The 20029-nt window shown below is 32.3% G+C and carries 18 protein-coding genes and 1 rRNA gene; 4 read left to right on the top strand and 15 right to left on the bottom strand.

Annotation, left to right across the window (positions count from 1 at the left end):
- Positions 1-272 precede the first annotated feature (272 nt).
- A complete protein-coding gene (locus CLORY_RS19570; protein ID WP_079427680.1) occupies positions 273-1625 on the bottom strand; it encodes a C1 family peptidase in 1353 nt (450 codons plus the stop codon).
- A gap of 917 nt (positions 1626-2542) precedes the next feature.
- On the opposite strand from CLORY_RS19570, the gene pdxS reads away from it, so the two are divergent.
- The gene (gene pdxS / locus CLORY_RS19565) at positions 2543-3415 is read left to right on the top strand and encodes a pyridoxal 5'-phosphate synthase lyase subunit PdxS (RefSeq protein ID WP_079427678.1); all 873 of its coding nucleotides are present in this window, start codon (positions 2543-2545) and stop codon (positions 3413-3415) included.
- Position 3416: 1 nt separating this feature from the next.
- Positions 3417-4004: a pyridoxal 5'-phosphate synthase glutaminase subunit PdxT gene (pdxT, locus tag CLORY_RS19560; protein WP_079427676.1), complete on the top strand. Its 588-nt coding sequence runs from the start codon at positions 3417-3419 to the stop codon at positions 4002-4004.
- Between the two features lie 105 nt (positions 4005-4109).
- On the opposite strand, the gene CLORY_RS19555 is transcribed toward pdxT, so the two are convergent.
- The 4 genes from CLORY_RS19555 to CLORY_RS19540 all read right to left on the bottom strand — a co-directional run bounded on the left by CLORY_RS19555 (position 4110) and on the right by CLORY_RS19540 (position 7598).
- On the bottom strand, positions 4110-4454 hold the full coding sequence (locus CLORY_RS19555) for a hypothetical protein (protein WP_079427674.1): 345 nt from the start codon (positions 4452-4454) through the stop codon (positions 4110-4112).
- A gap of 197 nt (positions 4455-4651) precedes the next feature.
- Positions 4652-5131: a dihydrofolate reductase gene (locus tag CLORY_RS19550; protein WP_079427672.1), complete on the bottom strand. Its 480-nt coding sequence runs from the start codon at positions 5129-5131 to the stop codon at positions 4652-4654.
- Positions 5132-5923, bottom strand: coding sequence for a thymidylate synthase (locus CLORY_RS19545; protein WP_079427670.1), 792 nt, complete (start codon positions 5921-5923; stop codon positions 5132-5134).
- 193 nt (positions 5924-6116) lie between these two features.
- Positions 6117-7598 carry an L-fucose/L-arabinose isomerase family protein gene (locus tag CLORY_RS19540; RefSeq protein ID WP_079427668.1) on the bottom strand — a complete coding sequence of 494 codons (1482 nt, stop codon included), beginning with the start codon at positions 7596-7598 and terminating at the stop codon, positions 6117-6119.
- Positions 7599-7901: 303 nt separating this feature from the next.
- Here CLORY_RS19540 and CLORY_RS19535 point away from each other — a divergent pair, with 303 nt between their 5' ends.
- Positions 7902-8501 (top strand): tyrosine-type recombinase/integrase, encoded by a 600-nt coding sequence (locus CLORY_RS19535; protein WP_079427666.1) that lies wholly within the window; start codon positions 7902-7904, stop codon positions 8499-8501.
- Positions 8502-8845: 344 nt separating this feature from the next.
- Here CLORY_RS19535 and CLORY_RS19530 read toward each other — a convergent pair whose 3' ends face one another.
- The 7 genes from CLORY_RS19530 to hypB all read right to left on the bottom strand — a co-directional run bounded on the left by CLORY_RS19530 (position 8846) and on the right by hypB (position 17114).
- Entirely contained in the window at positions 8846-10561 is a 1716-nt protein-coding gene (locus CLORY_RS19530; protein ID WP_079427664.1) for a methyl-accepting chemotaxis protein, read from the bottom strand.
- Between the two features lie 441 nt (positions 10562-11002).
- A complete protein-coding gene (locus CLORY_RS19525) occupies positions 11003-12721 on the bottom strand; it encodes a methyl-accepting chemotaxis protein (RefSeq protein ID WP_079427662.1) in 1719 nt (572 codons plus the stop codon).
- Positions 12722-13028: 307 nt separating this feature from the next.
- Positions 13029-13499: a hypothetical protein gene (locus CLORY_RS19520; protein WP_079427660.1), complete on the bottom strand. Its 471-nt coding sequence runs from the start codon at positions 13497-13499 to the stop codon at positions 13029-13031.
- Between the two features lie 180 nt (positions 13500-13679).
- Positions 13680-14408, bottom strand: a complete 729-nt coding sequence (locus CLORY_RS19515) for an energy-coupling factor ABC transporter ATP-binding protein (RefSeq protein ID WP_079427658.1) — start codon at positions 14406-14408, stop codon at positions 13680-13682.
- Positions 14409-14412: 4 nt separating this feature from the next.
- A complete protein-coding gene (locus tag CLORY_RS19510; RefSeq protein ID WP_079427656.1) occupies positions 14413-15207 on the bottom strand; it encodes an energy-coupling factor transporter transmembrane component T family protein in 795 nt (264 codons plus the stop codon).
- Between the two features lie 17 nt (positions 15208-15224).
- Positions 15225-16208 (bottom strand): cobalt transporter CbiM, encoded by a 984-nt coding sequence (gene cbiM / locus CLORY_RS19505; RefSeq protein WP_079427654.1) that lies wholly within the window; start codon positions 16206-16208, stop codon positions 15225-15227.
- A 252-nt stretch (positions 16209-16460) separates the two neighbouring features.
- Positions 16461-17114, bottom strand: coding sequence for a hydrogenase nickel incorporation protein HypB (gene hypB, locus CLORY_RS19500; RefSeq protein WP_079427652.1), 654 nt, complete (start codon positions 17112-17114; stop codon positions 16461-16463).
- 485 nt (positions 17115-17599) lie between these two features.
- Here hypB and CLORY_RS19495 point away from each other — a divergent pair, with 485 nt between their 5' ends.
- Positions 17600-18031, top strand: coding sequence for a DUF3842 family protein (locus CLORY_RS19495; RefSeq protein ID WP_079427650.1), 432 nt, complete (start codon positions 17600-17602; stop codon positions 18029-18031).
- A gap of 135 nt (positions 18032-18166) precedes the next feature.
- Here the strand turns inward: CLORY_RS19495 and CLORY_RS19490 are convergent, their stop codons facing one another.
- The 3 genes from CLORY_RS19490 to rrf form a co-directional block, all read right to left on the bottom strand.
- A complete protein-coding gene (locus CLORY_RS19490) occupies positions 18167-18877 on the bottom strand; it encodes an SDR family NAD(P)-dependent oxidoreductase (RefSeq protein ID WP_079427648.1) in 711 nt (236 codons plus the stop codon).
- A 32-nt stretch (positions 18878-18909) separates the two neighbouring features.
- Positions 18910-19542: a ThuA domain-containing protein gene (locus CLORY_RS19485; protein WP_079427646.1), complete on the bottom strand. Its 633-nt coding sequence runs from the start codon at positions 19540-19542 to the stop codon at positions 18910-18912.
- 360 nt (positions 19543-19902) lie between these two features.
- Positions 19903-20019 (bottom strand): 5S ribosomal RNA (gene rrf, locus CLORY_RS19480).
- Positions 20020-20029: the final 10 nt, after the last annotated feature.

Raw genomic sequence — 20029 nt, 5'->3', positions numbered from 1 at the left:
ATTTACTAGTATTTTCTTAAGAGCTTTCTTCTTATTACTTCGCATATTATATAGTTACATCTTTTTAACAGTACATTCAATTTATGAGTAGGTAAGAACTAAGAAGTTATAGTTATTCAAGAAATTCAGCCTAAAAGCTCTTACTCCTTACCATTTACCTAATATACAAATTGAAAGTTATCTGCTAATACTCAGATTTAAATTCTCAGAAATTCTGCTTAACAGAATTTCTTCCTTCACTTTTCTCTTTACTCTTAAGTGGTTTATCTTAATTATTCATTAATTACTGCTAACGCTCCCATCGGGTCCCAAGGCTTTAACTCTACAGGTGACTGCTCATAAGCTTTCTTTAAGTTCTCTGAAAGATATTTCTTATTTACAACAATTTGATAAGTGTATTCAGCAAACCAATCATCACTCATTACAAAATAGCCTTTCGTTCCTCTGCTCTCACCCCAGCTATTCTCAACTTTCCATTTATTAACCTTACCGTCTTTTATGTTGACTCCGGTAAGTACCATTGCATGTGTGAGTGCACTTCCAAGGTAATCTAGTCTTTCTGCTTTCGTCATTTTAAAATCAGTTCCTAATGCTAATTCATAATCGTACACTTTAGTATCTAATATTCCTTTTGCTTTCTCAGCAAACTTGCCTACATCACAGCCAAACCATACTGTTTCACCGTCTTTTATTTGATCTACTGCTAATTTTCTAAAAGTTTCAATATCAACATTGAGATATTTTATAGGTCTTCCCTCTATAACGCTTCCTAAAAATTGAACAGTATAGGTCTTATTAAAAGGTTTGTCCTTAGTAGGTGCATTGATAACACTTACATAATCATTCAAGTCTAAATGTATATATTTTTTAAAAAACTTTTTAGGTGTAAGCTTTTCATCTATATGAAATTTATCGTCTTTATCTCTATAAGTAAAATCAAACTCCTTCGGTGGTTCTCCAAGACAGAAAGAAAGTATATTATATATTTCCTTAAGCATATGCTCCTTAGCAGTTTTTATTTTACTAAGCTCTGTACCTTCTTCATTAAGTTTTCTAAGTTTAACCGCACACTGTCGCAGCTTAAGATTAAGCATACTATTCATTGCAGAAGAGTTACTGCTGTGAAAAGTCTCAGGCATGGCATCTTTTGGTACAACTCCATATTTTTCTATAAGGCCAGCCAACATGTCCCATTGTCCACCATCCTGCTGTGGTGTTGCCAAAAGCCATGACACAACCCTGCTGTCTAAATCTTGATTAAAAGTTTTTATTATGCTTTCAAAAAAGAAGTTTGCTTTCTCAAACTTGTCCCAAAACATTGTATAATTCTGCGAAAGTTCAAGGTCTTTAGTATTTAATTCCTTATTCATTAGATGCCTAAACGTATTAAGTGCTGCAAACATCCAGCATCTTCCACTAGATTTCTGATCCGTAACTTTGCCTGTATCTATCTCATCAGAAAAAATTGGATTCATTGCTATAACTGCATCATTATTCACAGCAGCCGCTTCAATTCCATTTTTAATAACAGAATTTCTTATAATCCTGTTTTCTTTCTTTTTATTAAATTCTTTTGAATAGCTTTCTATCATTTCAAAAGAAATCGCCTTAATATTCTTTGTCATTTAAAAACCTCCTAATTGCTATTATTAATATAAAATTTTTAATTGATAATCAATATCTATTGCTACTATAAGTTAAATATAGCACACTGAAATGTTTTTTGCTATACATGTTAACATTATTTCTGTACAATTATTGAGCAGACAACTTCCGCTTCTAGATAAATTGCGAACCAACGATGGTGGTATGACCTACCGGTCATTGCGCCCTTCGGGTTCTGTAAATTAAATAGCTGTTAATTATTTAATGTATCTTTTAAATATAAACTAAGTGCTATTGGATAAACGTTATTCTATGGAATAACAATTTTTTAATTTCTTCGAAGAAAACTAAAGTGCATCGCTAATTTTTTAGAAAGATAAAAAACCTCTTTTTAATTTGGAAATTGCTAAAACTAATATCCATTTTAATAGAGATAACCTTAAAAAGCTATCTAAGCAGGACAAGGTCTTGGCTTCGAAGACCTGCTTCTTCGTAGAGCCCTGTCACGATTAATAGGCTTTTAAGTAATTGGATTATTAAAAGAAAGTTAATTATACCAGTTTCCATATTGAAGAGAAGCCTTTAACTCTCTTTATAATTAAGATCACACTTAATAATCTACGAAGAAAAATTAAAGATACAACTTCATCAAATAACGTCTGTAAAATTAACGTGTAAAAATTTTAGAGACGGTACTTTAAAACTAGCAATCTATATAATTTACAGAGCCCGCAGGGAGCGTTGACCGCTCGGTCAACGCTCCTACTGCTGGTTCGTCTTATATTTATAGTTTCAACTTCATTATGTACCGATACATTTCCTAATTATCAGTATTTAATTATATAATGTGTACAAGTTATGATAGATGCGCATCTAAAATTTCAAACCTTATATTTAAATACGATAAAATTTATTAATTTAAATTCGGAGGATAATTATGGAAAATAGATATAATATAAATAAGAATCTGGCTCAAATGCTTAAAGGCGGAGTAATAATGGATGTCACAAATGCTGAACAGGCTAAAATAGCAGAAGCTGCAGGTGCTTGTGCAGTAATGGCGTTAGAAAGAGTACCTTCTGATATAAGAAAGGAAGGCGGAGTAGCTAGAATGTCCGACCCTAAAATGATAAAAGAAATCAAAGCTTCTGTATCAATACCAGTAATGGCTAAAGCCAGAATCGGACATTTTGTAGAAGCTCAAGTTCTTCAAAGCCTTGGCATAGATTTTGTAGATGAGAGTGAAGTGTTAACTCCTGCCGATGATGCTTATCATATCAATAAAAAAGATTTCAAGATTCCATTTGTATGTGGAGCTACAAATTTAGGTGAAGCACTTAGAAGAATCGGTGAAGGTGCTTCCATGATAAGAACAAAAGGTGAAGCTGGTACTGGAAATGTTGTTGAAGCTGTAAGACATATGAGAATGATGACAAGTCAAATCAGTAAAATCAAGGGATCTTCTGAAGAAGAACTTATGTCCATCGCAAAAGATTTAGCTGCTCCTTATGATTTAGTTAGATATGTGTGGGAAAATGGTAAACTGCCAGTTGTTAACTTTGCGGCAGGTGGTATAGCAACTCCTGCTGATGCAGCACTTATGATGCAGCTTGGATCAGAGGGCGTATTTGTAGGTTCCGGAATATTTAAATCTGAGAATCCAGAAAAGAGAGCTAAAGCTATCGTTCTGGCAACTACCTACTGCAATGACCCAGACAAAATAGCAGAAGTGTCAGAAGATTTGGGTGATGCAATGTATGGTCTAGAAATTAAGCAACTTTCTGATAAATACGCTGAAAGAGGCTGGTAGCATGAAAATAGGAGTTCTTTCACTCCAAGGTGGAGTTATTGAACATATTGATCATCTTAAGCATCTTGATACTGACGCTGTTGAAGTTAAAACTCTAAATGATATGAAAGATATAGATGGTATTATTTTACCTGGTGGTGAAAGCTCAACCATGGGAAAACTTTTAAGGATATCAGGATTATTAGAGCCATTAAAAAATAAAATTATAAAAGGTCTTCCTGTTTGGGGTACCTGCGCTGGCATGATACTGCTGGCAAAAAACATAGAGAATGATCCTGTAACACATCTAGCTGTTATGGACATAACCGTCAGAAGAAATGCCTTCGGATCTCAACTAGATAGTTTTAAAACTGATAAATTTATTAAAGATGTATCTGGCGAACCTGTTCCCTTAGTATTTATTCGTGCGCCTTTTATTACTTCTGCTGATAGAGAAGTAAAAATTCTTTGCAGCATTGATGATCAGATTGTAGCAGTAAGAAAAGGTTCCATGCTCGCAACAGCCTTTCATCCAGAACTTACAGATAACTTAGCTTTTCATAAATACTTTGTTTCTATATGTAAACAGTACAGAAAAAGAGAATTATAAAGTTATAAAGAGAACTATTTTAGAAATTATCTTATATATAAGTCATAATTCAGCGTTTATATATAAGATAATTTCCTCAAATATTCTCCTATAGCCTGGACATTATTAAAATATTCTTTTTTCATAATGAGCAAATCGTTCAAATGACTCGCAAAGCTCCTTTGCTCTTTCAATGTCAATTCTATTATTTTTTACATCTTGATACAACATGTAATATTTAGCATATAAGTCTCTATCAAATTTTTTTGAGTCTTTCATTTTAGTATATATAACTTCCTCAAGTAGTTCTTTCTCAGAAGAACTGTCTTTAAAACTACTATTAACATAATCCTGAAGATCTTGAATCTTTTTTGTGAGATTATCATCATCACATAGATATTCAATCTCAGCAATATATGCTTTTAGTTTGTTCACAAACTCTCTCTTAATAACAATATCATCCTTATCCATGCAATACCTCTTCCAACCTTTGTAAAATTTATTCTAATCTCCTAATAACATAAATAATACAATAAAAATCCATTTATTTCAACTACTAAAAAACAATTTTTTCTTAATACACTATTTTATAGTATAATATGGTAATAATTTTAAATGTAATACATTTTTGTTACATATAAAACTAAATATATCTATGATACTAACTATTATTTTTTATCTAATGTAACGAACTTGAAATTTATCCCGTTTTCCTCATCTTGTTCTTCAGAAATGACAGTGTAATCTTCCACGTTAAATTCAGGAAAATATGCGTCTCCCTGTGCTTCTTCATTTATTATGGTAAGATACATTCTTTTGCAAAATGGAAGAAATTTTTTGTAAATTTCTGCACCTCCAATAATAAATACTTCCTCAGCTGAATCCTGATATTTTAATATACTCTGTGCATCATTAATTATCTCTACACTGTCGTGATTAATGCTGTAATCCTTATTTTTAGTAAGAACTATATGTTTTCTATTTTTAAGCACTCCAGGAAGAGATTCAAAAGTTTTTCTGCCCATAATAATTGTCTTACCCATAGTTATCTCTTTAAAGTGTTTCAGATCTTTAGAAATGTGCCATATTAATCCGCCATTTTTTCCTATTACTCGATTCTTACCTATTGCTACAACAATACTTAACATCTATACGCTTACCTCCATTTTAATTTTATCGTGATGTTTGTAATCTATAAGCTTAATATCGTCTGGAGTAAATTTATAGAAATCCTTTATATCCGGATTAACCCAAAGCTTCGGAGCGGCGTAATCATCATTTCTTCTCTCAAGCTGCAGCTTCATACCTTCTATCTGATTTTCATAAATATGTGCATTGTTAATTATATGTGTAAATTGTCCTGGCTTAAACCCTGTAACTTGTGCAATCAAATATACAAGGGTCGCATATTGACTCATATTAAAGGGAACTCCTAATGGAATATCTCCGCTTCGTTGCACCAGCATACAATTGAGCCTATCACCTTCAACATCCCATAATGTCTGGTAACAACAAGGCTGAAGTGCCATTTCAGGCAAATCTTCGATATTCCACAATGAAATAATCATTCTTCTGTTTTGAGGATCATTTTTCAGTGTATCTATAAGCTTATCTATCTGTTTGTACTTAGCTACCTGATATCCATAGGCTTTTCCAATAGTTCCGTCTTCCTGCATCCATTCATCCCAAATATGCACATTTTGCTGCTGCAATCTTGTTACATCATTTGACTGGTCCTTATATATCCAAAGCAATTCCTTTACGGCAGTTTTAAAAGCTACAAATTTTGTAGTTAAGATAGGGAACTCCTTTGACAAGTCAAATTGCATAATTTGATGAGGCAATTTATATGTTGGTATTCCTGTCCTGTTTTGGGCATAGTACCCATTATTTAAGATATTATCTACTATATTTAAATACTGCTTGTCTGCATTACTCATTTTCATCTCTCCGTTATCAAATTTAATATTTGATGATACCTAATATCATTTATTATATATTATATCATCAAAATATGCACATATATAATTTTTTCAACTTAGCAAAATAAGTAAAAGAATACCATAGCTGAATTATTTACAATAATCCTACTATGGTATTCTTTAATAAATACTTATATGATTTAATTAAAAACTACTTAAATGGGTTTTCAGTCTTATAAAGCATTCCTTTTGGTTGGTTAAATCCTAATTCTTTAACTCCTAAATATCTAAATAAGCCGAATATTGCCTTTCCGTGATGTCCAAATGCAACAGCACCATGATGTGGATAGTTCTTTTCTATAAGAACATGGCGATAGAATCTTGCCATTTCAGGAATTGCGAATACTCCTATAGCTCCAAAGGAACGAGTAGCCACTGGTAAAACTTCTCCCTCAGCTACATATGCAGTAAGTTGTGCATCAGCATTGCTCTGAAGTCTGAAGAAAGTGATATCTCCTGGTATGATATCTCCTTCAAGAGTACCTCTTGTTATATTAGGCTCTTGATTTGGCTCTAATGCTCTTGCCATTATCTTCTGATTCTTCATTGTGCATGAAGATAATTTGCAAGCAGCTGTATTTCCACAGTGGAATGCCATAAATGTATCCTTTAATGTATAATCAAATTTACCTTTTATGTCTGTTTCATACATATCAGCTGGAACGGAGTTATTTATATCAAGTAATGTTACAACATCATCACTGATACATGTTCCTATATATTCACTTAATGCTCCATATATATCAACTTCACATGCTACTGGAATTCCTCTTGCAGTAAGTCTGCTGTTTACATAGCATGGTACGCATCCAAACTGTGTCTGGAATGCAGGCCAGCATTTATTAGCAAATACAACATACTCTCTTGAACCTTTATGAGCTTCAGCCCAGTCAAGTAAAGTTATTTCATATTGTGCTAACTTTGGAAGAATACCAGGCATTTTATTACCAGCACCTAATTCTTTCTCCATATCTGCAACTACTTCAGGAATTCTCTTATCCCCTGCATGTTCATTGAAAGCAGCAAATAGATCTAATTCTGAGTTTTCCTCTATTTCAACACCTAGGTTGTACAATTGTTTGATTGGAGCATTACAAGCTAAGAAATCCTGTGGACGAGGTCCAAAAGATATAATCTTTAAGTTCTGTAAGCCTAATACAGTTCTTGCTATAGGTAAGAACTCACCTATCATCTCTGCTACTTCAGGTGCTGTACCTACTGGATATTCAGGGATGTATGCTTTAATGTTTCTTAATGCTAAATTATAACTAGCGTTAAGCATTCCGCAATATGCATCTCCACGACCATCCATTAAATTGTCTACTGCTTCTTCAGCAGCTGCAACAAACATAACTGGTCCATCGAATTCTTTAGCTAATAAAGTTTCGGAAGATTCAGGTCCAAAATTTCCAAGGTATACTACTAAAGCGTTTACACCAGCTGCCTTAACTTCTGCTAAAGCTTTCCTCATATGAGTTTCGTTTTCTATAGCAGTTGGACATTCATATATATCTCCAAATGATTCTTTATAAGCCTTTACTACAGCTTGTCTACGATTAACTGATAATTCCATTGGGAAACAGTCTCTGCTAACTGCTACAATTCCAAGTTTTACCTGTGGTATGTTATTCATTTTTCATTCCTCCATAACAAAATTAATTAGGTCATATTTATATTATAATTAATCTTTACGCAATTGTCCAAACTAATTTAAACATTTTTAAAAAGTTCATAAAAAAGTTTTATTTACTTGTTGCTTTTATCACTTCAACCTGAATATCTTCATACTATTCTTAAATCTCCATTTTCTTTACCTTATATTAATTCTAAATTTAATATGTATTATGATTTTTTTCTTTGACATAGTATTGTTTTATATATTATTATTAAGACAAAACAAATATATTGTCTAATTTTTCACATAAGGAGATTTTTTATGCCGCATGACCTAGAACCTAAAATAAAATACTTAACACAGGATGAAACCAAAAGACTGTTTGATTGCATTGAATCTACTGACAGCGTACATAAGCTAAGAGATTTAGCCCTTTTTAGAGTAGCATATAGATGTGGTTTACGTGCTTCAGAAATATCATTAATAAAATTATCTGATTATAATAGAACAAAAGGTGAAATATATTGCAGAAGATTAAAAGGAAGCAATAATAACACTATAAGATTAGATAATAAGGCCAAATATATCTTGGACAAGTATATAGATGAACATAAAATAACATCAGAAAATGATTCCTTGTTTATAAGTCAAAAAAACAAGCCAATATCTAGACAAACCCTCGACTATCTGATGAAAAAATATTGTTCTAAGGCAAATATAGCTGATAAAAAGAAACATCATTTCCATACATTAAAACACACTACGGCAGTGCATCTCGCTGAATCAGACATGGACATAAAAGAGCTTCAGTGGTGGCTTGGGCATAAAGCTGTATCAAATACCGAAGTATATTTTCAATTTACTACTAAGCAGCAGGAAAAAATGTACAATAAGCTTAAAGAAAAAAGTGAGATGGTATAAAAAATGGGTAGGAAGTGATTTCCGTCGGCTTGGAAATGCCTCCTCCAACCACTTCCTACCCTTATGCCAACTCTATGCATTTACAAAGTATTATTTTCTATATTACTTATCACAAATTTTTTTCTTGTTTATTTATTTATTAGTATTTTCTTAAGAACTATCTTCATATTACTTCATATATTATATAGTTACATTCTTTTAACAACACATACAATTTATTCATACACAGTTAAGAATTATCCACAATTCGCAAAATACATAATTTTCTAAAGAGAAAAAAGAAATGCTGTGGCATTACGGAGATTGATCCGTTTGTGCCACAACATTTCTTTTTTTATTTTATTCTATATCTTAAATCTTTGAACTAACTCATTGAGTTTCTGAGAAAGCTCTGCTTGACCTTGAGCAGACTTAGCTACATCATTTACTGACTTTGTTATCTCACCTATACTTGCCATTATTTCTTCAGCTCCAGCTGCTGATTCCTGAGCAGTAGCAGATACATTTTGCATTGCTACATTTACTTGAGTTGCTATCTCATTCATCTGCTTAGAAGACTCTGATATTTCTTCAGATATATTATGTATAAACTCAGCATCCTTACCATATTGTACGCCTGTATTCAGTAAAAGGTCGTAACTAGGCTTTACATTATTAACCATGTAATCAAGAACATCCTGTCCACTGGATGACAGCGAATCAAACGCTTGCTTTACTTGTATTACCATATTTTGAATATTTGAAACTGTCTCACTAGATTGTTCTGCAAGTTTTCTTACCTCTTCTGCCACAACTGCAAAACCCTTTCCCTGTTCACCTGCTCTTGCAGCTTCAATAGCAGCATTTAATGAAAGTAGATTTGTCTGTTCTGCAATACTGCTAATAGTATCTGCCATTACTTTAACTTCTTCTACTACCTTACCTTCTTCAATAGCGTTAGCTATATTATTTTTCTTTTCTTCATATATCACATTATTTTGTTCTATACTTTCCTTCGCAGTATTCTTTATGCTTGCTGCTCTTGAATCTATTTGTTTTGCAGATATAGTCGTATCTTCAGATTTATTGTAAAGTTCGTTAGTACTAGCACCCATCTCTTCCATAGATGCGCTAACTTCTTCAGTAGTTGAACTTAAATCCTGTGCACCCTTTGCTATTTGTTCAGAAGACTGATTAGCTGCTTCCATCATTGAGGATATCTCTTCTGTAGTTGCTGATAATTCTTCACTTACAGAGCTTAATTCTTCTGCACCATTCATTATTTGTGAAACAAGTTCTCTAATATTTTCTCCTGTAGTGTTCACTGCCTTTCCTAATCTACCTATCTCATCCTTATAGAACACATCAATTTTGGCAGTTAAATCTCTTTGTCCAAGTTTTTCTGAGACTTCAACTATCTTGTTTAATCTCTTTACTATAATTCTAGAAATGATTGTTCCAAGAATTATAGCCAAAGCAAAGCCTACTATAGCTATTGCTACTGTAAATGCAAATGACAGTTGATATGAGTTTCTATTTGAAATTACAGTATTATCCGTTTGTTTAACATTAATTTGGATGTCTTTATCTAAATCCGCATATATCCTTTTTCTTATATCTGCGAGCTTTAAAAATTCTGTTTCTGCAGCCTTATATTCCTTCTTATCTACTAAAGCAATTACACTATTATATACTTGTTTATATTCTGTAAGTGCAGCTTTGAAATCTTCATAACTGGTTTTTTCTTCTGAAGACATTAATTTTTTTTCATAATTAATTACACTTTTATCAGTTTGATTTTGTAAAGTATTTATTTCTTCTTTAAGTGAATCGTCCTGATTATTTATATTATGCTGATAAACTAGTTTTATTATATCGTATCGTATGTCTGCTATGTTTTGTCTTATTTCATAAACTTGTTTGACGGACTCAAAGTTATAATCATGCATCCTTACACCACTCGAATATATCTTTTGCATATTGGTCATACCCATAATTCCAACTATAACAATAAACATTGCTATAATAATAAAAGCTGACATAAGTTTTCTAGACATTTTTAGATTATTAAACCACTTCATTAAAAATTCCTCCTAAATATTAGATAATATAATTTTTTAAACTTACTTTGCATTAAACATTGATCATAGTAATATTGTACTTTTAGTTCATTAATTGTTATTAATGAAACAAAATAAGTATTTTGTCTTAATACTGAAAAATAATTTTACATTTATTCAACTATTATCCACCATAAACATCATTATTTTTATTTTTTCAACAATTTTATATTAAAAAGCTTGCTACTTTTTATTTTTTTGTAATAAAATATGGATTTTTTTCTATTTTATGATACAATTATTTAGACAAAATACTTATTTTGTCTAATTTCTTCAAAAATAATTTTATATAAGTAAAGGTGTAATCTTAGTCAGCTGAATGCCTCGTTTTCTTAGATTACACCCTCTACAAATAAAGCTATTATAAAATCTTAGCTTATTTTATAATAATACTATAATAACCTATTTCAGTTTAAACTCCTCTATAATATTCAGCAGTTTTTCTGCTCCTGCCATATTATTATTTGATTCCGCTACTATGTTTTCATTCTTACTATTAACTTCTGTAATACTTCCCGCTATTTCCATTGAAGATCTGGCTACTTCTGTTACTGCAGTAGCAACTTCCTCTATGCTTTTTGTTATCTGTTCAACAGATGAGAATATATTTTCTGATGCTTCTGCAAACTGCTCTAAAATGTCCTTTATTGTATCACCATCATTTTTGTATTCTTTACTTATTGAAATTAATTTATCATAATCCTTCAATACACTGCTTTCCATAAACACTAGTATATCCTGAGAAGAATCAGACAATTTTCCAACAGAATTCAGTACGGTACTTACCTTGCTTTGGATTTCACCAACTACATTTGAAGATTCTTCAGCAAGCTTTCTCACCTCATCTGCTACAACAGCAAATCCTTTTCCCTGATCTCCCGCTCTTGCCGCCTCAATAGCAGCATTTAATGAGAGCAGGTTTGTCTGCTCTGCTATTGATCCAATACTTGATGCCATTTCAGATATCTGGTTTACGACTTTAGCTTCTTCTAACGCCTTTTCTAATTTCAATTTAGTATTACTATATATTTTTTCAGCATTTTCTTTTGCTTCTATGGAATCGCTATTAATAGCAACAGCTTTCTTTTGAATTTTTAATGCAACGTCTAAACCTGTTTTTGCACTTTCAGCTGTATTGTTAACTTGCTGTTTCACCGTAGTTACCATCGAAGTAACTTCCTCAACTGAAGCAGAAGATTCCTCCATACTTGCCGAGATTTCCTGCGTAGAAGCTGATACTTGCTGTATTTCCATGTTCACTTTCTCAAACATATCATTTGTCAGTTTTATACTATTAACTATGCTTCTGCTTTCATTCCTTACTACAGCCATACTATCATTTAATTTTCCGATGGCATTATTCATTGCAGAAATAGTATGTCCAATTTCATCGTTAGTTTTTACATCCATATTAAAATTCAAGTGACCATCAGCTAATTTAGATGCTCCATCTCTTATTTCAAAAACTTGTTTTAAGATACTTTTTATTAATATGTAACTTGAAATAACTGCTATTAGAATACTGGCAATTAATAAGATAATTACAATCTTTGAAGTGTCTTGTGCCATTTTCTTTGAAAACCTTATCTCATCTCTGATGAATCGATCCTGTGTTTCAATAAATGTATTAGCATCATCTAGTAATATTTTTTGCGAATCGTCTATAATAGCAAGTACCTGTCTTATTTGTCTTTCATTAAGAGATCCTGACATACCCAGTTCTACTGCCTTATCAAAATTTACTTTAGCATCTTCCTTATCACTCTTTATCTTTTCAATAAAAGTTTTTTCATTTGAATCTGCAGCTAACTCTATAAGCTTAGATATGTTTTCATCAATATTAACAATACTATCATCAATTACTTTTTTCTGTGTCTGCATAAAATTCACATCACTGCTTATGGCAGTATCCCTAATTGCTATAGCAATCTTATTTACGTCTGCTCTAATCTGATATGATAGTTTTACTTTCTGATTGCCTATTTTGTCAATATTCTCTACTTCACTACTAATCTTGCCAAGTCTAAATATAGATAATCCAGATACAATGATAGTTAGAAGAATAACTAATGCAAACCCCACTATTAATTTATGGGACAATTTAATTTTACTGAAATTCATTCTGCACACCTCTTTATTATAATTTTTTCCGAGTGATAATGGTCTTACAATAATTTTCGACTTTTTTTTCATTATCTGCAGTGTATTTTTAAATTTCAGTATAATTATTAGTGGAATATTTGGAATATATATGCATGTATTCTCAAAAAAATTTTATACATATATATTTTAGTATCTCTTATTATTAACCTATCATTTTATCTTCACTATATTGATTGTTTCCAAAGATGATTAGCTATAATGCTTATATTTTTTTCAATCATTTTACCTCTCCCAGCATGCCTGCAATTGATTAACTATTGATAATCTACCTTTTTAATTCAACATTTACATTATTAAGTCCATGTTTATCAAATTCACGATAATATTTCTTTTCAAAGCGTGTTTGCAGTTTAAACAAAGCATTTGATTCTTTATCAGTCAATGGTTCTTGTTGCTGCTTTTTATTCTTATCTTTATTAATTTCAAGCAAAGCATCCCTTGTAGATAGCCTAGCTGCTAATTGCTGCCAAAAAACATAGTTATCATAGTCGTTTATATATTTAAATATATCCTCATCTTCATACTTTTCCGTCAACATATAACTATCTAAATCTACATCATATTTAAACAAATCATCAAAACCAAAATCTTTTGCAAAGGAATACATGTATTGCTCTAGTTCTTCATACTCAGTAAGTTTTTCTTCTGAATCCCTAACACTATTTACAACCATCTCACCTGCATAAATTAGGTCAAGTAATTTTCTATATTGTTTTTTTGTAAAATTAATTTTCAAGTCTCTCCCTCTTTCCAAATAAATCTTCAATACAAATTATATATATATTCTACCACATATACAGAAAAACAGCTCAAAAAGTTACCATATATATACAAAACATCCATTCTTCAACGACTATTTTGTGTATCTGGCATCAATTAGAGCTTTTTTCCCTAAATATTTTTTTATTGTACAATATTAAATAACGTTATTTTGCTGCAAAAAGTTTCTGTCGCTCATTATGTCATTATAATTTCCATCACGAACAATGGTATGAGTATCAGAAAAAACAACTGCTCTTTTAAACACATCTTTTATATATTCAAAGTCATGTGTGGAACATATTATTGTTTTCCCAGCATTATTTATAGTTATCATGAATTCTCTTAAAAATCTTTTTGTCTTAGGATCAAGTCCATTCATTGGTTCATCAAAAACATATACCTGAGGGTTTAAAGCCACAACGGAAGCTATAGCCACTTTTTTCTTTTCCCCTCCGCTTAAGTGATATGGCTGCCTATTTCTTAAACTTTGGATTTTTAATAACTCTAATGTATCCTTTACTCTTTTATCCACTTCTTTTTCACTAAGACCCATCTGACGTGGTCCAAAAGCTACTTCATCATAAACGTTGGAACAAAAAAGCTGTGCCTCCGAATTTTGAAAAACAAAACCTATTTTTTTATGAAAACTCTTAGAAAAGCTTTCATTCTCCAGCTTTTTATGAGTTATTTCTTCTCCATCAAAAATATAAGTGCCTTCACCAGGCACTATCAAACCATTTATCAATTTCATAAGTGTAGATTTTCCGCTCCCGTTAGCTCCTATAAAGGCTACTGCTTCGCCTGTAGAAATGTGTAACTCTATATTTTTAAGTGCTTCAACTTGATCATTATAAGAATATGAAACGTTATTTATATCAATCATAAAATCACACCCTATCAAAATAAAAAAATGTAATAGCAAAAAGTATATCAAATATTATATAGCAATAATCAATAACTCCAAATTTAAATCTCTTATAAGCTCTATATTCTCCTGTAAATCCTCTGCACTCCATAGCTTCTTGCATTTCCTGGGCCATATCCTTAGACTTTATGAACATGGTTCCTATAATACCTGAAAGTGCCGTGTTCTTGCTTCTGCTCCTTCCAACTGATCTAAGCTTAAGAGCATAAACCATATTTAACGAAAACTCACCTAAAACCATGATATACTTTATTGTTATATCAAGAACAAAGATAAACATATCTGGCAGCTTAAATACCTTTAAGGCTCTTATGATATCATTCCACTGGGTACTTGAGGCTAAAGAATTAACAAATACAACGGATACAAAAACTTTTAACGTAATCATAAAGGCATTGCTGCTAAAACCAATGAAAACTGATGGCAAAAGAACAATCATTGTAAAACCTGCCACTGTAAAACTAATCTTTAAAACCTGTTTTATTTCATTTGTAGACAGAAAATTAATCACTATGAGCATCATCACATTAGCAATTAATACAAAAGCAAAACTTTTACTAAGAGAAACAAAAATTATTAGAATCAGTACTGACAGGAGCTTTGTCAATGCATTTGCTGTAATAGAATTATCCTTATATTCTGTTTGTCTCCTAAACTTATCAATAGAACCCATTAAGGACAATATGCTTTTATTTATAAATCCATCTCTGCTCTTTGCTGGTGTATATTCATCTTCCTTTAAAAGCCATTCTGGCATCTATCTCTCCCCTAATCCTATGATTTTTTTCTCATGCTTGCAGCTATCCTAAATATTAGCATAAAGACAGCAACTGCCGCAATTGCCGATAAAACATATCCTAAACCTGCCGGAAGCCCTTTGACTGAATAATCTGCCATTAATGCTTCAAAGCTAAAGCCATGCCGCATGCCTTTTGGAATAAAACCTAAAGCCTTTCCGCCTGTTGTTACTGCCTTTATTTCATCGTTCCCCCATTCACCCCAAGCTGTACCTGCAGCTATAAGTCCAAGTGGACATAATAATATAAGCAGAATTATCAAAGCATACATAGGTCTAAAATTAATTTTAGTGCCTTCATACATTAATTCCGGCGAAACTTTTCTTACAAAAGCAACCACTCCAACAGTTATAACTCCCTCCAATATACCCGCTGCTAAAAGATGCGGAATAAGCATTGCCGGTATAGATATATATAGCGGATATGGACAATACATTGGCATGCCCGACGCATCTTTAAAGAGCAAAGGTTGTAGTCCAAACTCTACTGAAGCACAGAGTGCAGCAAGATTCATAGCTAAATATGCAGCAATGAAAGTTGAAATATATTGTCCCTTTTCTGACTTTATTTTAGTATTTAACAGCTTGTATATATAGTATCCTGCAAAAGGTATAACAAAGGCCATATTAAAGCTGTTTGCACCAAACGCTAAAATACCACCATCGCCAAACAACACTGCTTGAAATAAAAGTGCTGCAGTTACAGAAATACATGCTGCTTCCGGGCCTAAAAGTATTGCTATTAATGTTCCTCCTACTGCATGACCTGTAGTACCACCTGGAAGAGGAATATTAAACATCATTGTTAAAAATGAAAGTGAAGCACCAATGCCCATAAGCGGCATTTTCTTTCTGCTTACTTCTTTTCTAACTTTTTTTATAGCCCTAGACCATATAGGAATCATCACAGCTCCCATTACTGCGCAGGTAGCTGGACTCAGATAATTATCTGGAATATGCATTTTAACCCTCCTATTCAAAAATAAAAACAAAAAATAACACCACAAAAATCAATCTTATACAAATTGCAAATTAAGAATAAGGGATAAATTTATTTATCCACAGTCGCTAATTTATAATTCACAATTTATATAGTAATTAACCTTCGTGGTTATTATAAAAACAATATTAAATACTTATTAACTTATTATATAAAGACAAGTGCTCTCGTAGCACATAAAATATAATACAGCATGCTATTCGTTCTGTAAATGTCATATCTTAGCTTCTATTTTTTCTTTTAAATATGTAACTATTGAAGATATACCCTCTCCAGTCCTCGACGACATTCTAAATATCCTTGTTGCTTCATTTATTCCTTTAACATCCAGCTCTATCTTAGTATCATTAAACTCAAAATATCTCATCATATCAAATTTACTTAATATCACAGCATCTGCAAGTGAAAAAAGCAAAGGATATTTTTCTACTTTATCATCGCCTTCCGGAATACTCAATACAGCTATCTTCATATTTTCTCCAATATCAAACTCCGCTGGGCAAACGAGATTGCCTACATTTTCTATGAAAATAATGTCTAGATCATCTAAATCAAAATACTCTAATATATTTTTAATTGACGCAGCTTCTATATGGCATGCTCCCTCAGTATTAAGCTGCACTACAGGTATTCCTAACGAATCTATCTTTTCAGCATCAATCTTGCCAGCTATATCTCCTTCCACAACTGCAACTTTATATTGATCCTTTAATTTCTTTATGAGCTCAATAATCAAACTAGTTTTTCCTGTTCCTGGTGATCCCATCACATTTATTAGATATACACTTTTTTCCTTTAGCTTCTTTCTTATCTCCTTGCTGCAATCTTCGTTAAATTGCAGTGCCTGTTTAACCACTTTTATATACATGACATCACCTTTCAGTTTTCATCCTATACAGTTTATTATATAATACTATCATAGAATATAAAACTACAGAATTTATAGATAGGTAAATTAAATAAATTGCGAACCAAGAAAGTGAATTAAATGAAGATAATATAGAGTAGTTAGTGTATGCTTTAAATAGGTAAGAGAAAAGAGTAAAGAGTAGAGAGAAAAGTGAAGGAAGAAATTTTGCTATGCAAAATTTCTGAGAATTTAAATCTGATTATCGGAAGATAACTTTCTAAAAACTAAGATAATACCTAATATTCCAAAAGTATTATTAAAATAATTAGTATTATCTATACAATCAAAATTCAGCCCGGCTGAATTTTAACCTTCACTTTTCTCTTTTCTCTTTACTCTTAACTCTCATACCTATTTAATACACTTTCCCTTTGCTTTTACGTCCTGCGCATTTGGTTCGTCTTTTATTTAAATCTTATCTTAATTCATATGGAGGCACCTAAATGAAAATAGCCGTAATTGATGCCCAAGGGGCTGGCATTGGACAAACAATTATAAAGAGACTTAGAAAAGAGATAGGCCAGCAGCTCTATATTATTGCCCTTGGTACTAATACTTTTGCCACCTCAAGCATGGTAAGGGCGGGTGCCAATGTCGGCATAAGCGGTGAAACAGCAATATGCTCTTTTTGCAAAACTAACATTGTAGATGGTATCATTGGTCCAATAGGAATAATCTGCAGCGGAGGCATTGGAGGCGAGGTTACTCCAAAAATTTCCAATTCGATACTTAACATGGACTGCAGCAAATACATTCTCCCTCTCCAAAAACATGGAATCTACATTCCAGGCACTAGAAATTTGGATATTAAGAGTATGATTAGTGAAGTTATTGAGAATATAAAACAAGAAATGTTGCGGCACTACGGAGACTGAGCCGTTCATTAAGCACTTGTAACACAAATTTTATGCAAATTTCCTAAAGAGTAAAAAAATCAGCTAAATTTCTCTCCAAGCATAATTCTTGTATTAATCTAGATACTCCTTATTAACTATATAAAGAAGCTTCAGTTAAAACGGCCATTCATTTCCCCTATTGTCTATCATAACTAATCTTTCCTCATCATGATCATTCTTGGTAAATAGCTTTATAGCCGATGATGCAGTTTCTTCTGGTTCAAGCTCACCTTCCGTTGCTTTCTTTCCGCTCATATATGATCTTACCCATCCAGGATGATATAGTCTAAAGGTATATCCCCTTGGATGCAAGTCATTGAACATTATCTTAACAGCCATATTTAATGCTGCCTTTGACATGCAATATCCATATGTATCTTTACGTTCGCTAGCTTGTATGCTTCCTGCTTCTGAAGAAATGAAACATAATCTTTTCATTCCCACCTCCATCAAAGGCAGGAAACATTCTACCATTCGTATTCCTCCAAGTGCATTAACATTAAATAGATTATTGGTAACAGAATAGTCTAATCCTTTTTCTATATTACCCTCAACAGTAAATATCCCAGCATTACTAACAAGCATATCTACATGATCTGCATATTTTGCAGCCTCCTGTGCTGCTTTTTTCACAGACTCTAAGGAACCTACATCTAATGACACTAATTTTAACATATCTGGGTATTTTGTTTCAAGTTTATGTAAGTCAAGCCACTCGGGCATAAACTGTCCTGCGAAAACCATCCACCCTTGCTCTAACAGTTGTTTACATATTGAAAAACCTACTCCTCTATCCGCACCTGTTACTACAGCAACTTTATTCATATCATCATTCCTCCATACCATAAATTAGTAATCTACATTATTCGTGAGCACCACTTTAAGGATTTTCTTAGTATACTTTGAAATTCCAGCTTCAGCCAAACCTCAAGATTATGTCCAGGTGTAATTACACATACACGTCCCTTGCCTTCTGCTCTAGTCCATCCTGCTGGCTGGCTCCCATTTTTTGAAGTACTAATCATAAAAATATCCTCAGATGAATCTTCCATATCCATAAAATAGTGCTCATCCTGTATTGTAAAAGTTGAACTTTCGTCTAAAATCGGATTCTCTTTTACAGCTTGTATTTTAACCTCACATTGCTCTGGATGATGGTTAAATACTCCTCCAATTAATTTTCTAAACTTGAGCGCATTATTATAACCTGTAGTTCCTGTATGAATTACAAATAATCCTCCGCCTTGTTTTACATATCTATCAAAGGCTTCCTCTACCTCAGGCGTCATCCAAGGAGTTGTATCACTAGAAGAAATATTATTAGATTTACTAAAGATAACAACGTCATAATCTTTCATTTTCTGCTCAAACCAATTTCTTGCATCTTCTATAAAATCAAATTGTATCTCCTGTCCCTCTAATAGCTGCAAACCTTTTCTTACAACATCTGACGGATGATAAAAATCATCGCATATAACTAATACTTTCATATAGGCATCTCCTCATTTTTTAACATAATTTATACCTATTTTATCATATAGAATGATGGAGTTTTTTACTTACTTCGTATAAGTTAGTCAATAAAACTACATTCTCATATTGGTTCTCCTCAATATTGAAGATTACCAATCTTCAGATATTTAGTTATTTCTGAGCAATATAAGAAAAACCAAATTAATTAATCAATTGTTCGCTATACCAATTCTGATGAATAATATTGTTTTTTGTATCCAAGAGCAATTCACTAAACACTCTAAGCATCCCTCACAGTGGTATACTATACATCAACTATAGAATCTCTATCCATACAAAAAATGAAAAAACGCTAAGCTTTATACTTAGCGTCTTTAACCTGGCAACGTCCTACTCTTCCGTGGGGCTTCCCCCAAAGTACCATGGGCGATGTAGAGCTTAACCTTCGTGTTCGGTATGGGAACGGGTGTAACATCTACTCCATCATTACCAGATAGTCGTTTT

Source organism: Clostridium oryzae (assembly GCF_002029235.1).
In the GTDB taxonomy this organism is placed as follows: Bacteria; Bacillota; Clostridia; order Clostridiales; family Clostridiaceae; genus Clostridium_AE; species Clostridium_AE oryzae.
This window is presented reverse-complemented; position numbering and strand designations above follow the sequence as displayed.

What these genes read in the sequence shown, in the direction of transcription:
- CLORY_RS19570 (WP_079427680.1), bottom strand. Translation starts at nt 1,625, where the DNA reads ATGACAAAGAATATTAAGGCGATTTCTTTTGAAATGATAGAAAGCTAT.
- pdxS (WP_079427678.1), top strand. Translation starts at nt 2,543, where the DNA reads ATGGAAAATAGATATAATATAAATAAGAATCTGGCTCAAATGCTTAAA.
- pdxT (WP_079427676.1), top strand. Translation starts at nt 3,417, where the DNA reads ATGAAAATAGGAGTTCTTTCACTCCAAGGTGGAGTTATTGAACATATT.
- CLORY_RS19555 (WP_079427674.1), bottom strand. Translation starts at nt 4,454, where the DNA reads ATGGATAAGGATGATATTGTTATTAAGAGAGAGTTTGTGAACAAACTA.
- CLORY_RS19550 (WP_079427672.1), bottom strand. Translation starts at nt 5,131, where the DNA reads ATGTTAAGTATTGTTGTAGCAATAGGTAAGAATCGAGTAATAGGAAAA.
- CLORY_RS19545 (WP_079427670.1), bottom strand. Translation starts at nt 5,923, where the DNA reads ATGAGTAATGCAGACAAGCAGTATTTAAATATAGTAGATAATATCTTA.
- CLORY_RS19540 (WP_079427668.1), bottom strand. Translation starts at nt 7,598, where the DNA reads ATGAATAACATACCACAGGTAAAACTTGGAATTGTAGCAGTTAGCAGA.
- CLORY_RS19535 (WP_079427666.1), top strand. Translation starts at nt 7,902, where the DNA reads ATGCCGCATGACCTAGAACCTAAAATAAAATACTTAACACAGGATGAA.
- CLORY_RS19530 (WP_079427664.1), bottom strand. Translation starts at nt 10,561, where the DNA reads ATGAAGTGGTTTAATAATCTAAAAATGTCTAGAAAACTTATGTCAGCT.
- CLORY_RS19525 (WP_079427662.1), bottom strand. Translation starts at nt 12,721, where the DNA reads ATGAATTTCAGTAAAATTAAATTGTCCCATAAATTAATAGTGGGGTTT.
- CLORY_RS19515 (WP_079427658.1), bottom strand. Translation starts at nt 14,408, where the DNA reads ATGATTGATATAAATAACGTTTCATATTCTTATAATGATCAAGTTGAA.
- CLORY_RS19510 (WP_079427656.1), bottom strand. Translation starts at nt 15,207, where the DNA reads ATGCCAGAATGGCTTTTAAAGGAAGATGAATATACACCAGCAAAGAGC.
- cbiM (WP_079427654.1), bottom strand. Translation starts at nt 16,208, where the DNA reads ATGCATATTCCAGATAATTATCTGAGTCCAGCTACCTGCGCAGTAATG.
- hypB (WP_079427652.1), bottom strand. Translation starts at nt 17,114, where the DNA reads ATGTATATAAAAGTGGTTAAACAGGCACTGCAATTTAACGAAGATTGC.
- CLORY_RS19495 (WP_079427650.1), top strand. Translation starts at nt 17,600, where the DNA reads ATGAAAATAGCCGTAATTGATGCCCAAGGGGCTGGCATTGGACAAACA.
- CLORY_RS19490 (WP_079427648.1), bottom strand. Translation starts at nt 18,877, where the DNA reads ATGAATAAAGTTGCTGTAGTAACAGGTGCGGATAGAGGAGTAGGTTTT.
- CLORY_RS19485 (WP_079427646.1), bottom strand. Translation starts at nt 19,542, where the DNA reads ATGAAAGTATTAGTTATATGCGATGATTTTTATCATCCGTCAGATGTT.